The following is a 13,441-nucleotide window of genomic DNA, read 5'->3' as shown; positions in this document are numbered from 1 at the left end:
ATATTTTTCATATTTTTTATTATAAGGATTATAGTCTTACAGTTAAATAGGGATAAATAAGCTATTTAAGCTCGAACATTAGGAAATTACACCCATATAAAAGCAGTTCCAACCTAGGCTTATTACCCCTAATTTTCCATTTTTAAACATAAAAAAAGGGGTGCAGGATGCACCCTAAAAAACTTACCCTTCGTACATCTTCCTTACTTGAATTCTTTCTCTTCAGCTAAATCCGGTGCTTTCACCTTTTTCCCTTGAGGTGGAAATGTTTTTTTCTTTTCAATTTTTGCTTGGTCATAGACAGCAGTGCCGACGATTTCAGCAACATCTTGAAGCTTTTCCTTAGAGATCTTATCAATGGTATCATCAGGAGTATGATACCAAGGTTCTGAAGGACTGTGGATGAATAAGGCCGCGGGAATCCCAGCCTCGGCGAAGGATACATGGTCACTTCGGCCGCCTTGCCCATAAGGAGTAGGCGTCCCATTCAGCCTGGCACTTGATGCCTGAGCCAGATTGGTCACAAGATTCATTTCGCCATCATTACTTAAAATCACCAAATCTCCAGCGTCCCTGCTTCCAACCATATCGAGGTTGAAGTTGGCGATCGTCCGCTTGATCTCCTCCTCAGGGAGGTTCCCGACATAATGCTGCGAACCTAGCAGACCATTCTCCTCGGCGCCGAAGGTAACGAAGCGGATTTCCGTATCAGCGGGAAGATTCTTCAATACCCGGGCAAGTTCAAGTGTGACAGACGTTCCCGATGCGTCATCATTCGCTCCCGGTGCTCCAGCGACGGAATCATGATGACCTGTGATATAAATGATATCGCTTTTTTTAGCTTTCATGTTCTTGGTAGCCTTTTTCATGGCCACCACGTTATAAGAGGTTTTTTCTCCAGTATGAGCCCCTTCGATTTTTAATGAAGCGGTCAAATTGCCTCCTGCCTTCATTTTTTCCAGCAGGGCCTCTCCATCTTTTTTCGTGATCGTGACAGAAGGAATATACTGATCATTGTCCCCTCCGAGGGTTCCATTCAATTCGCCATCTGCATTATTGTACAGGATGACACCCGCCGCGCCTTTTTCTGCCGCGTTCAGTACCTTCTCTGCAAAAGTGAGACTGCCTCTTTGGATAAGGGCAATTTTCCCTGTGACACTTGCTTTTTCAAGCTCTTCCTTCGTTCCTAGGCCGGCATATACCAGTTCACCGGATGGATTTCCATTCACTGAATAAGTTAAATGGTTTGGCTTGATTTCCCCATCAAAGCCGCCAATGGATAGCTCAACCCGATTTGGATCCGTATAGGATAAAAAATTGAACTTTTCGATATTGGCTTTATAGCCGTATGATTTGAATTGCTTTTTGATGAACTGGACGGCCTTGTACTCTGATTCAGTACCGGCCACTCGAGGTGTTTTGGAGAGGTAATCAATATTTCTGTAGATTTTTTCGACATCGATCCTTTTAACGACCTGCTTATCTGCGGATGCAGCATGATGCGCCGGAGCAGGATGTGTTGCTGCCAACGCAGGGACTGTCCCTGATGGATGAAGGACCATTCCAGCGATTAGTGTAAATGATAGAAATTGTTTTTTCATAGATTGCCTCCCAGTTTCATAGTTCCACTCCATAATTTTACAATAGCAAAAGATATCTAAATAGGTAGGTTCATCCCTATTCAGCCATGACGAAAGTAGCTTTTTACCAGAATAAAGAAATTTACAGGATTATCGAATCATGCAAAAAGTACCACATTCAGTATTTACATACGTCGACAGCGTAGCTGGATGAGGTTTGTATATTGCAGAACAATTAGTTCACCCTATACATAGGAGGTGTCAAAAACATGGTCCAATTTGAAAAAGCCTATGAATCCTATAAACAGCAGGGTACACCGCAAGCAAATCAGCCTGATTCAACTGGAAAGGAAGAAATCATTGCTGTCAGGAAAAATGATGATGACAATATCATTGCCATCAAGACGAATTCCGGCCGCGAACTTGACTACCCTACTGCCCTTTCCGAGGCGAAGGCAGGTCAGCTTGCCAATGTTGATGTCTTTCATAAATATGGACGTGACATATTGCGGAGTGAGCCTGATGGCATCAAGGAAAATAATCTCGACCAACTGCCAGAGTTTTAATACCTTGGGGAAGCTGCCTAAATATAGGCAGCTTTCTCTCTTGATTGAAGTACCAAAAACAAAAAAAGAACCAGTATGGATGCCTGGTTCTTACTTCTCGTACTGATAGGATTCGGATATTTCGAGCAGCTGACCGCAGCATTCGACCACTTCAATGATTTCCATCCAGGACATGTCCAGCCCCAATTCATTGGCATGCGAAATCTTATCCCGCAATTTCCGGATCGCATTCGCATCCTTCCTCCCCTTACTTTTTGAAGGGATTTGAAAAAAGCGCCTCATTTCCTGATCTTTATGGATAATATCGAACTTATCACTGATTTGCAGACACTCTATTATATTGATGTCTTCATTTTTATCGATTCGGCGCCGATATAATTCGGTTGCCTTTTCCAGACGGTCCTCGCTTATCATGGAGTGCCAGCCGCCATCGCCGAATCGATGCAAAATGATATCGCTCAGCCTCATTTCCAATAGGGTGATATAGCCGAATATCAGCATCCTGATAGGCGGCTTTTGAAGGTCAGCATGGGTAATCAACTTTTTGATTGAGTTGTTCTCCAGCACGAACACCCTTGTTTTTTTCTTGAAAATATGAAGAAGCTGAATCAAGGGGGTTGAGTCCGAAACAAGCTCCCTTGGTGAAAAGTGTCTCAAATACCTCGAAATCCTTCCTTCACCAAGCTCGTGCCTTTCGATATATCCGATGATGTCCCCTTGATCTTGCACAGCCATGATATCGAAATTCTTTTTTTCCAGCGCATTACGTATATCCAGCGCTTCATCATTTTTGTGACAGGCTTCAAGCTCTTGGGCTATACTCTTGACCGTGATGTTTTCTTCATAAAGAGTTTTTAGACTAAGGTAGCTGCTATTGTTTTTTCGATGGCTTCCGGTTAACATCCTTCACGCTCCATTTAGGGGATTTCTTCACGAGCATCTTCAGCTGGGGCGATTTCACAGGTTATTTTTCTGTAATCGAGCGATTTCCAACTGATGCGAATCTTTCCGTTTCATAAAATAACAGCCGTTCCTAACCTTTTTCCTCGATTATCACTTCTTCCCAATCCTTACACACATCAACCCACCCCTCAGCGCCTGAATATTCCAATAATTCAGCAAGTGTAAGCTTTATGGCAGAATTCGTACTGCCGCAAGCGGGAAATATCGACTCAAACCGCTTCATTGATACATCGAGAAAAACGTCCAGCTCGTTGGCCAGTCCAAATGGGCAAACGCCGCCGATAGCATGCCCAGTCTGTTGGAGCACTTCATCAGGAGCCAGCATCCTTGCCTTGAAACCGAATGACTGGCGAAATTTCTTATTATCGACTTTTGCATCCCCGGCCGCTACAACCAAAATCGCCTTGTCACCTTCCCCCCTGAAGGATAGGGTCTTAGCGATCCGCGCAGGAATCACACCAATGGTATCCGCTGCCTCATAAACCGTAGCGCTTGATGTTTCGAACTCCATCACTTCGCCTTCTCGATTCCATTTTTTAAAATGATGTTTGACACTTTCAATTGACACGTCACTCTCACTCCTTCTACTTCTCTATAAAAATAATATCATCCTTCCATGCAAGAAATCAAAATTCCGTTTGGCCTACATGGAGCTAGGTCGTGCAATAACCATTCTTTACAAATTGACGAAAGGGGCATATTTAGACTACTATTAAGCTTCAGGCAAAAACCTATACGTGGTTCGTAACCATCCCACGATAAAAAACTAGGAGAGAATAAAATGAATAATCGTACCCTCGTGATAAGCGGGATCTTGGCTGCCTTATATGTGGCGGTCTCATTCGTGTTTCAACCCATATCTTTTGGCGCATACCAATTCCGGGTTCCGGAAATGCTGAACCATCTGATAGTATTCAATAAAAAATACATCTATGGCATCGTAGGCGGTGTATTCATTTCGAATCTGCTATTTTCACCCATGGTTCCGTTTGACTTGATTTTCGGGGTCGGGCAATCCATACTCGCCCTGCTGCTGGTCATTTTTGTTTCGCGTTTCATTAAAAGTATCCAAGGACGGATGATCGCGACGATTATCTTTTTCACGTTCACAATGTTCTTGATTGCAATAGAACTGAACCTTGCCTTGGACTTACCGCTTTGGTTAAGCTGGGGCACCACAGCAGTTGGTGAATTCGTTGTCCTTTTGGTTGGTGCGCCAATCATTTATGCAATGAACAAAAGAATTCAGTTTGAAAAGTGGCTTTAAAGGAATCATCGCTTCCTGAACCTACTATACTGTAAAAGAGCTGTCTGCATTTTGCGACAGCTCTTTTTTCACCAATGAACCTGAAGCTGGTAAACTATAAGTAAGAATGGTGGTGACCCTTTGAAAAAATTACTGACTTTGATTGTTCTGTTGGGTATTGCAATATTCATTTACACAAATGCAGAATTATTCACTTTAGTATGGAAAAGTGACCTGGAGTCAGTTATTGGCATCTTGAAGGAAAACCTCACGCTCACCTTTTTGGTCACATTCGTATTAATGTTTGTCCAAAATTCATTTACGATCATCCCATTAATTTTGCTCCTGACGATCAATGTCACGATATTTGGCTTCTTATATGGTTACCTTTGGAGTTGGTTGACGAGTGTAGTAGCATCAGGATTGATCTTCTATGCTGCAAGAAACTGGTTTCAAGACCTTCTTTTGAAGAAGCTGGATAAAAAATGGCAAGAAAGTGTTGTGGAGCACGGTTTTATGTATGTCTTTACCGGAAGGGTTTTCCCGCTTATCCCTACAAGCCTGATCAACCTGGCAGCAGGAGTCAGTTCGGTTACATTCAAGGATTTTTTATTGGCAACGACACTGGGAAACCTGATTTACTTTTTCTTTCTATCGCTGATTCCATATGGCCTGCTAACTATGGAGATGAACCAATATACGTTAGCTGCACTCGCACTGCTCTTTTTATCATTTTTCATGATCTACAAACGGATGAAAAAGAAAAAGAGCCAACGCATCTTCCGAAAAAACAGGTAACCGCCTAGGTTCCTGTTTTTTTATTTATGATTGTGCATATATTTTTCTTCGATAGTTTGTTAAAATGTGTATGTAATTTTACCATTGCAATGTCTTAAAATCAGGGAGAATCTCCATGTCCAAGCGTTCCATTTTAAGTATATATATCCTTTCCGGGATTCTTACACTAGTCGTGTTCGACTATTTCTTAACGACAAATATTCAAAACAAAGAGGTCTTCATTCAACTACAGAGAGTGGAAGGCATTTTCTTTCTTTTATCGATAGGCATGGTCTTATACCTTTACTTGGCTAAAAGGGAAGAATTCAAGCAATTAAAGGAAGCGGAGCAACGCCGGCGTACACTTATTAATTCGATGGTCGATTTCGTTAACTTCAAGGATGGCGATGGGCGATGGCTGGAATCGAATACCTTTGGACTTCAATTATTTCAATTGGAGCATGTGGATTATAAGGGCAAAAAAGACAGCGAGCTGGCGGAATACACTGAATTTTACAAAGAGTCGTTGATCTACTGTGAAGTTTCCGATGAGGAAACGTGGATGAAAGGGGTAATTACAAGATGCGAGGAAATCATTCCCCTTCCAGATGGCAATCACAAAACCTTTGATACGATCAAGGTTCCCTTGTTCTTTGAAGATGGTTCCCGAAAAGGGCTAGTCGTCATCGGCAGGGATATATCTGAAAGAGTTGTTGCGGAGAAGCAATTATTCGATAGTGAACAACGTTATAAATCATTGTTCGAACACAATCCATACCCGATGCTCATGCTTGATTTAAACGGGTTGATCACCACCGTGAATCCGAGGTTTGAAACGGTTACCGGCTTTCATCAAGAAGAAGTCCATGGCTCCTCCTTCGTTAACCTGGATTTTTCACCGGAAGATGCAGAACTGATTCATACATCCTGCGACTATGTCGTGGAAAATCGTAAAGGAATCAAAAAAGGGAAAGATATACAATTTATAACGAAATACGGGAAGTCCATCCTGCTTTCTTGTACGTTCGTCCCCATGATGATTGGTGACGAATTGGTCGGGATCATTACTTATGCCAAAGAAGTCACGCAGATCCGGGAAACCGAAGCACGGTTAAGGAGAAGCGAGAAACTGTCGATAGTCGGCGAGCTGGCTGCAAGCGTTGCCCATGAAGTACGGAACCCGCTGACTTCATTAAAAGGTTTCGTACAATTACTTAAAAAGAATGACCATCCCCATGAACAATACTACTCAATTATGCTAAGTGAACTGGACCGGATCAATCTGATCGTAAGCGAGTTACTCGTTCTGGCAAAACCACAGGAGCTTCCTTTCAGCAAGCAGCAAATCGTGGAACTGATCAATGAAGTCAAGACCTTGTTGAAGCCAGAAGCGGACTCCTTCTCCGCCCAAATATCAATATCAGTTAAAAATGACATACCGCTGCTTTCATGTGAGGGAAATCAACTAAAGCAAGTATTCATAAACATGCTCAAGAATTCCATGGAGGCTGCCGCCGACCAGATATGGATCGACTTCGAGCATACAGACAAAAACCTTTCGATCATCATTAAAGATAATGGAAGTGGAATAGAAAAAAATCGCTTGAAGCATCTTGGAGAGCCTTTCTATTCTTCTAAGGAAAGAGGCACCGGCCTAGGCTTGACGGTCAGCTGCAGGATCATTGAAGCACACGGGGGGAAGGTCCGGTTTTACAGCGAGCTAAATCGCGGAACCGAAGTCGAAATCATTTTACCTTACAAAGCGTAGGACAAGTATTGGAACTTGTCCTTTTTTTTAGGAAAAATCGCCTAAAGCCCGTGTTGAACTTTATCTCCCACCCCCCAATTAATCCCCTTTTTCCTCTTGTTTGGCATCATCCACAGTTTCTTCCTCATCCAATTCCACTTTCATATCCTTTTCGAAAACAAGCACGTAAGTACGTCGCTTCGCATCTTTTGAAACGGTAACGGAAATGGCTGTTTTCGCTTTATTCTTTACCTTCACCTTTTTTTTATTTCCGCCGTCATATTCGATGGCTGTCACATCTGCTCCTGTTGCAGCGTCCAATTCCACAGAGTTCACATCATTATCCACTTCAATATGGTATGTATACTCATTCGAAAGAAAGGGTTTATTCCATTCTCCTGTTGATGCTGTCAAATGGTTCAATGCAGGAGCTTCATCCTCTTTTTCTACACGCTCTGCTGCCGATCCCTTATCTATACCGGCATTCATTTTTGGATTGAAACATTTTCAGGCTGTGCTGCCTTTCCTGTGTGACTGACATTTGTCGCTTTTTGATCATTAAATGTACGAGCAGAAAGAGTATCTGCTTTAACCGCTCCAGTCGAAGGGGGCGTTTCGATTGCTGGTTGCTTTTGCCCCTTATCCTCTTGAGAGGTATCCTTCTCCTCCTTTTCCGTTTTCTTGCCGTCAGCCCTCGTAATCGTAAGCAAGTAGGTTCTTTCGTCCCCATTTTCTGCAGTCACGATAATCTTCACTGCTGTGTCACCAATCGGAAGCGGAACCTCCACACCACTTTTCGTTACATCTTTTCCATTAACCACTACATGAGCCGCACGGTCACTCAAGGATGGAGATATCGTAACGCTCTTGACTTTATTCTCCACCGAAGCATGATACGATGATACATTGGGATTAAAAGCCAGCGAGCCCTGAGATAACCCCGATTGAAGTTAAGCGATTATCGCCACTTTCAAGCTTTTCGATTACGACGGTATAGGTAACCGCCTCACTAATTCCATCGCTGACGGTAATTTCAAACCTATTCATGCCTGTTTGAAGAGGCAGGTTCCTGGCCACACCATTTATCAGCTTCGTACCGTTCACGAAAATGGCGGCATTCTCACTTTGACTTTCGGCATGCAAGTCGATCTTTTCAATATCATTCTCGACTGTTGCTCGATAGTCATGTACACTTTCTGAAAAATCTTAATTGAGAGAAGCCCCTTCTATCTCTAACTTTGACAGAACATTTATCGTATTAACCTCTTGTGCGATGCCGGCTTTTGCAGCGTTAGCATCAGGCAAGTACGTGAATGTCCCCATGCCAATGAGAGAACCAGCCAAAAGCACCTTCATGCTTTTTTCCTTTACTCCTTGGTTAAGCATTGTATCCCCCTATGATTCCAGCAAGCATAATAAGGTTATAATACTAAAGAAACCTTAATTATTTCTAAAGCTGGGTGAATGAGGTGCACCATTTCCATTGTCAACTTATCATTTACATGTCTATAATGACTGGAGCCAGTCCACTTTGACATTATCGTTAGCTAAATCCATCGAGCCTTGAAACTGCCTTTGGATGCTTCATTTATTTTCACTGTTTTTTCACATTTTCCTTTTATAATAAGCTTACATAACCTAATGAAAGGGTGATGGCATACCAAGATGAAGAATTACTTATGGCTGGTAATCAGCCTATTTACCTTATTTCTATACCCGGCAATGGCTTTTGGGCATGCTACAATAATTAGCTCCAATCCTAGCCCGAATGAAGCCATGGATACTCTTCCTGAAAAGATCAGCATTCAATTCAGCGAGAATATACAGCCGGCTTTCCATTCGCTTGAAGTCTTCAGTCAAGATGGACAGAAGGTTCCCGTTCAAAAAAGCGCCATATCGGAACAAAGCGAGAAGATATTGGAAGCTAAGTGGAAAGGCACTGTCGATGAAGGCGTTTATTATATTAAATGGAGAGTGGTCTCGAGTGACGGCCATCCGATCGAAGGGACAATCCCCTTTCAATTCGGCGACTCAGCCTCCTTATCAGACCAAGATCATTCAAAAATGAACGCAGGTTTTCCGACTTCCATAAATGTGTTCTTGCAAGGCCTTCAATACATAAGCTTCGCGGCCGTTGCTGGTATTCTATTTTTCCGCCTATCTTTAACGAAGGACTCCCGCCTTTTTCAAGCTAGCGGAAGAGCACGTCTATATCTATGGATTTCCTACATTGGTTTAGCTCTTGCCACCTTCTGCAGCCTGCCTTTAAAGGTGACGATTGACGCTGGCGTGGGCTGGACGGATGCTTTTAATGGGACATATATCAAGGAAGTACTGAATGGCACAAGCTTCGGTACCATCTGGATCATTCAAATACTCATGTTGATCCTTCTATTTTTAGCTCTTTATTTCATGCTTGAGAATCCCTTGAATAAAGCTCTGCCCTTCCTTTCTTTTATCCTGACGGCCTTCTTAATGCTTGGTAAGGCTTTAACTGGACATACGGCAGCCGTTCCTAATCACGTTCTCGCCGTCTTGATGGATTTCCTCCACATATTGTCGATGGCATTATGGATGGGCGGACTTATGGCCTTATTGGTGATATTGCCTGGGCTAGCCGACCGGCAGGCAGTCCAGGAGGATAAAAAAATCTTTTACTGGACGATCATTCAAAGGTTTTCCAGATGGGCTTTCGCATGTGTAATCATCCTGGTCATTAGCGGCATATATAGCAGCCTGCAGCATGTACCGACCATCCATTCCTTGTTCAACACAACCTATGGTCAATTATTGCTTGCGAAAATCGTTCTCATGACAATCATGATCGTTTTAGGTGCCTGGCATTTCCTCAAGGGGAAAAAGCAAACGAAAAAACTGGGCTATAGCGCAGGAATCGAGCTTGGAATTGGTGTGGCAGTACTCCTTGTTGCAGCTCTATTGACTAATGTCCAAACTGCGATGTCTTCTCCCGGACCATTTGAAAAAACGATAAAGACAGAAGAAAACAATGAGGTTACATTAATGGTCACCCCGAATGAAGTCGGGGATAACCGGATTCAAGTTGAACTGGCAAATGGCGGTGAGCCAATTGCTGATATCGAGCAGCTAACCCTCACGATGCAGCCTGCAGATGGGCAGGGCGGTGAAATAAAGCTGCAATTGCAGGGGAAAACCAAAGGTAAGTTCACCTCAAAGTCTATACTAACCTTGCCAGGAAAGTGGAATATTCATGTTCACGGTTTAACGGAAAATCTCGATTCGATCAATGCTGATTTTACAATTTTTATAGGGAATTCATAACTGGAGGGAATTATACTGATGAAAAACATTACAAAACTACTCATCTCTACATTTGCAGCATTACTCATATTCGCTGGTTCGGCGAATGCACACGTTACTGTCAAACCTAGTTCATCTGCCCCTGAGGCATGGGAAACCTACTCGATAAAAGTTCCAGTCGAAAAAGAAACGCCGACAACGAAAGTGACTTTAAAGGTTCCTGAAGGGGTTACCTTTGAAAGCTATGAGCCTGTACCAGGATGGAAAGTGACAACTGAAGGAGATAAGGATGGGCGTGTTAAAACGGTAACTTGGGAAGCAACCGGTGAAGGCATATCCGCTGGACAATTCCAGCAATTCTCATTCATTGCCCAAAACCCTAAAGAAGAAACGAAGGTCGCTTGGGACGCCTTTCAATATTATAAAGATGGTGAAATCGTCGAATGGAGCGGTGATGAAGGTTCCGCCCTACCGCATTCAGTAACGCAAATTTCGGTAGCCCCAAAGGCTGATGCAGAGTCCCCTGATCACGGGCACGAAGATGAAGCTGCAACCGATGATTCCAAAGCAACCGACAATTCAAAGGACACGGCAACAGCAGATGATAAAAGTAATGGTAATGAAACACTGATCATCACCCTATCTGTCATAGCACTGATCTTGTCCCTTGTAGCACTTATTGCAGCGCTAAGAAAAAATAAACGATAAAATTATTGAGTAAGGTGTCCCAAGAATCCTGGGACACCTTTTTTGTCAGTATTCCATGACCACTGATTTACTCGGTAATTTAAGGTTCTCTGACTCTATGGTAATCTTAATAGATTTTTCAACCCTTTGGTCCGCAATGGTTAAGTTGAGCAGCCCATTGCCTTGTGCTTTTTTACTGATTCCCAAATCTTCCGTACTTTTCACTAACTGAGCATACAATTCTGCCTCTGTCAGCTTGCGGCCAAAGTCCTGTTCAGCTATCACTTTCAAGAGAGCTGCTGCACCGCTTACATGCGGAGTTGCCATTGATGTTCCGCTGAGTCTGGCATATTTATTACCTGGATACGTAGAGAGTATATCGACTCCTGGCGCAACCAAGTCAATTTCATCATTCGTATTTGAGAAATCCGCTAAATTTCTGCTTAAATCCACAGCTCCGACTTCCACTACCTCTGGATACGCACCTGGATAATCCAATTCATCGGTTTCATGACGCCCATCCCCGCTATTCCCAGCCGCACAAACAATAAGAATGTCCTTCTGGATGGCCCTTTGAATCAGCTTATGTTCCGCCTCATCCGGCGGCCCCCCAAGTGAAAGTGAAATGACCGAAACCGTTTCTTCATTCGGCCCCTGCCAATTGATCGCATACTCCAAGGCTCCATTGATCCAATCTATTTCACCTTGACCCTGCCCATTCAAGGCCTTCAAGGCCAAAATGCTTGCTTTCGGAGCCACTCCCACTACACCAACGTTATTAATGGAAGCCAGTATCGTACCGCATACATGTGTTCCATGCCCGTTATCATCTTGAAAATCTCCGGTATTGGTAAAATCCTTCCCGCCAATGATTCTCTCTTTGAGGTCTGGATGCTCCTTATCAATTCCTGTATCGATGACGGCGACTACAACACCCTCACCATAATTGCTTTTTTCCCAAACTGCAGGGGCTTTCACAAGCTCGATGCCCTCGGGAATCTTTTCTTTCACCGTTTCCATTACTTCAAGAACTTTGTAAGGTATTAATCTTTTTTCTCTTGTCATTTGATTACCCCTTCCTTCGTTCATTAAGTTAAACTGCCATCAGTGCAGGGATTCGCATCCCGTCTGGTTGCCGTCTACCGTTGAAAGAGATGAGATCAAAAAAACCTTCTCTCTTATATATACCAGATTTTTGAAAATAAAAAAGAAGTTTTTAGAAAATTCGGTCTAAAATCCTACTTTTTATTTCTTTATCTGTTGATATCTGGTATAATCAATTATAGAACAAACGTTCTTATTTCGCTACTATTTTTTCAATTTTTTACAAAAAAAGAGGGCGCTCTATTTCGAGTCACCCTCCAAGATCGATCAAGCTGCTCCGCAGCATTTTTTGTATTTTTTTCCGCTTCCGCAAGGACATGGTTCATTTCTTCCGATAACTGGTTCTGTATGAACATGAGGCATTTTGGCTGCCTTTGCACTTTCCATGATGATTTGCGTTCCTTTTTCCTTCATTTGCTGATACCGCTGCTTAAATAACGCCATGATGTCGTTGCTGTACTTTAACGTGTCTTCCGCAATATCCATCGCCTTTTGCTTGGATATATTATAGTCCTCTAGGGTGAATTTATGATCGCTGAAAGATACGCGAATCCCAAAATGCTGCCCTGCCTGGTTATTGTTTTTGCGGGCCTCCACGAATTCAAGGTACACTTCCTGACAGTCACATGACTGATGCATGCAATAATAATCATATATCCAATACGTTTTATCTTCATATTTGCTCTTTAAAGCAATCCCATCCTCGACGCCAAAAACATCCAGAAATTTAATCGCTTTTCCATCGAGAATCTCAAATGGATCAATCGTTCTCATCTATAGACACATCCTAATTCATCATAATTTATTCTTCCTATGTATTGTACAACCTAAATCCGCACTCGTCACTTGAAATGAAGCCTGTCCTTTCCGAAGTCCCTCCAATAAAAAAAGCTGCAGCAGGATGTTTCACTGCTGCAGCCATTCATTTCACCCGATCCAGGTGGTCAATTGATCAATCGGTGTTTTCTTGGCAGGCTTCGGCTCCATGTCAGGAAAGCCCAAGTAAATGAATGCCAGCACTTCACCTTTTGAGGATAAACGGAAGAAATCCCGCACCTTCTCATGATAAGTTATTTTTCCCGTTCTCCACACTGCACCCAGCCCGAGGGAATGTGCAGCAAGCAGCATATTTTGGATGGCACTGTTCACTGCGGCATACTCTTCGGCTACAAGGACATTATTCTTATCACTGGGCTCTATGCCCACTGCGATGATGACCGGTGCCCTCAGAGGATTTTTCTTTTGCCTTTCAAGTTTGCTGATCAAGCTTTCCGGTGTGTCATCTGCATTTTCAATCCTTGTTATTTCCTCGAATACATGGCCAAGTTTATTTCTGCCTTCCCCTGTCAATACAAAAAAACGCCACGGCTCCGTTCGATGATGGTTTGGTGCATATGTACCCGCCTCGATGATTTGCTCGATGATTTCTTTAGGTACAGGGTCTTGCTTAACGATTCCTATGCTTCGCCTCGTTTTTATCGCTTCCATTATT

Annotated in this window: 15 protein-coding genes, 1 pseudogene and 1 riboswitch; of the genes and pseudogenes, 6 read left to right on the top strand and 10 right to left on the bottom strand. The window is 43.0% G+C overall.

Going from position 1 to position 13,441, the window contains the following annotated elements:
* Positions 1–203: 203 nt before the first annotated feature.
* Complete coding sequence (locus tag MHI53_RS02465; RefSeq protein WP_340372674.1) at positions 204–1,601, bottom strand: M28 family peptidase; 1,398 nt, start codon at positions 1,599–1,601, stop codon at positions 204–206.
* Between the two features lie 248 nt (positions 1,602–1,849).
* Between MHI53_RS02465 and MHI53_RS02460 the strand changes: the two genes are divergently transcribed.
* The gene (locus MHI53_RS02460; protein ID WP_340372673.1) at positions 1,850–2,146 is read left to right on the top strand and encodes a DUF3892 domain-containing protein; all 297 of its coding nucleotides are present in this window, start codon (positions 1,850–1,852) and stop codon (positions 2,144–2,146) included.
* A gap of 90 nt (positions 2,147–2,236) precedes the next feature.
* Here the strand turns inward: MHI53_RS02460 and MHI53_RS02455 are convergent, their stop codons facing one another.
* Positions 2,237–3,049: a hypothetical protein gene (locus tag MHI53_RS02455; protein WP_340372672.1), complete on the bottom strand. Its 813-nt coding sequence runs from the start codon at positions 3,047–3,049 to the stop codon at positions 2,237–2,239.
* 130 nt (positions 3,050–3,179) lie between these two features.
* Complete coding sequence (locus MHI53_RS02450; protein WP_340372671.1) at positions 3,180–3,677, bottom strand: YbaK/EbsC family protein; 498 nt, start codon at positions 3,675–3,677, stop codon at positions 3,180–3,182.
* A gap of 163 nt (positions 3,678–3,840) precedes the next feature.
* Positions 3,841–3,885, top strand: a riboswitch (PreQ1 riboswitch).
* 5 nt (positions 3,886–3,890) lie between these two features.
* Between MHI53_RS02450 and MHI53_RS02445 the strand changes: the two genes are divergently transcribed.
* The 3 genes from MHI53_RS02445 to MHI53_RS02435 all read left to right on the top strand — a co-directional run bounded on the left by MHI53_RS02445 (position 3,891) and on the right by MHI53_RS02435 (position 6,900).
* Positions 3,891–4,376, top strand: a complete 486-nt coding sequence (locus tag MHI53_RS02445; protein ID WP_061140559.1) for a QueT transporter family protein — start codon at positions 3,891–3,893, stop codon at positions 4,374–4,376.
* Positions 4,377–4,496: 120 nt separating this feature from the next.
* Positions 4,497–5,153: a VTT domain-containing protein gene (locus MHI53_RS02440; RefSeq protein ID WP_061140558.1), complete on the top strand. Its 657-nt coding sequence runs from the start codon at positions 4,497–4,499 to the stop codon at positions 5,151–5,153.
* Between the two features lie 115 nt (positions 5,154–5,268).
* A complete protein-coding gene (locus MHI53_RS02435; protein WP_340372670.1) occupies positions 5,269–6,900 on the top strand; it encodes a PAS domain S-box protein in 1,632 nt (543 codons plus the stop codon).
* A gap of 78 nt (positions 6,901–6,978) precedes the next feature.
* On the opposite strand, the gene MHI53_RS02430 is transcribed toward MHI53_RS02435, so the two are convergent.
* The 4 genes and pseudogenes from MHI53_RS02430 to MHI53_RS02415 form a co-directional block, all read right to left on the bottom strand.
* Positions 6,979–7,368: a cadherin-like beta sandwich domain-containing protein gene (locus MHI53_RS02430; protein ID WP_340372669.1), complete on the bottom strand. Its 390-nt coding sequence runs from the start codon at positions 7,366–7,368 to the stop codon at positions 6,979–6,981.
* Positions 7,365–7,763 carry a cadherin-like beta sandwich domain-containing protein gene (locus MHI53_RS02425; protein WP_340372668.1) on the bottom strand — a complete coding sequence of 133 codons (399 nt, stop codon included), beginning with the start codon at positions 7,761–7,763 and terminating at the stop codon, positions 7,365–7,367. The genes MHI53_RS02430 and MHI53_RS02425 overlap by 4 nt, the downstream gene beginning before the upstream one ends.
* A gap of 28 nt (positions 7,764–7,791) precedes the next feature.
* A pseudogene (locus MHI53_RS02420) lies at positions 7,792–8,070 on the bottom strand (cadherin-like beta sandwich domain-containing protein); the annotation flags it as partial.
* A gap of 15 nt (positions 8,071–8,085) precedes the next feature.
* A complete protein-coding gene (locus MHI53_RS02415; RefSeq protein ID WP_340372667.1) occupies positions 8,086–8,265 on the bottom strand; it encodes a hypothetical protein in 180 nt (59 codons plus the stop codon).
* 279 nt (positions 8,266–8,544) lie between these two features.
* On the opposite strand from MHI53_RS02415, the gene MHI53_RS02410 reads away from it, so the two are divergent.
* Both MHI53_RS02410 and MHI53_RS02405 read left to right on the top strand, forming a co-directional pair.
* Positions 8,545–10,179 carry a copper resistance CopC/CopD family protein gene (locus MHI53_RS02410; protein ID WP_340372666.1) on the top strand — a complete coding sequence of 545 codons (1,635 nt, stop codon included), beginning with the start codon at positions 8,545–8,547 and terminating at the stop codon, positions 10,177–10,179.
* 18 nt (positions 10,180–10,197) lie between these two features.
* Positions 10,198–10,866 carry a DUF1775 domain-containing protein gene (locus MHI53_RS02405; protein ID WP_061140552.1) on the top strand — a complete coding sequence of 223 codons (669 nt, stop codon included), beginning with the start codon at positions 10,198–10,200 and terminating at the stop codon, positions 10,864–10,866.
* Positions 10,867–10,911: 45 nt separating this feature from the next.
* On the opposite strand, the gene MHI53_RS02400 is transcribed toward MHI53_RS02405, so the two are convergent.
* The 3 genes from MHI53_RS02400 to MHI53_RS02390 all read right to left on the bottom strand — a co-directional run bounded on the left by MHI53_RS02400 (position 10,912) and on the right by MHI53_RS02390 (position 13,437).
* Positions 10,912–11,910 (bottom strand): S8 family peptidase, encoded by a 999-nt coding sequence (locus tag MHI53_RS02400; RefSeq protein WP_061140551.1) that lies wholly within the window; start codon positions 11,908–11,910, stop codon positions 10,912–10,914.
* Between the two features lie 306 nt (positions 11,911–12,216).
* Positions 12,217–12,723 carry an SEC-C metal-binding domain-containing protein gene (locus tag MHI53_RS02395; protein WP_061140550.1) on the bottom strand — a complete coding sequence of 169 codons (507 nt, stop codon included), beginning with the start codon at positions 12,721–12,723 and terminating at the stop codon, positions 12,217–12,219.
* A 153-nt stretch (positions 12,724–12,876) separates the two neighbouring features.
* Positions 12,877–13,437 carry a nitroreductase gene (locus tag MHI53_RS02390; protein WP_311316459.1) on the bottom strand — a complete coding sequence of 187 codons (561 nt, stop codon included), beginning with the start codon at positions 13,435–13,437 and terminating at the stop codon, positions 12,877–12,879.
* Positions 13,438–13,441: the final 4 nt, after the last annotated feature.

This window comes from Peribacillus sp. FSL E2-0218 (assembly GCF_037992945.1).
In the GTDB taxonomy this organism is placed as follows: Bacteria; Bacillota; Bacilli; order Bacillales; family DSM-1321; genus Peribacillus; species Peribacillus simplex_B.
The sequence above is the reverse complement of the archived record's forward strand: the minus strand, read 5'-3'. Positions and strand labels throughout refer to the sequence as shown.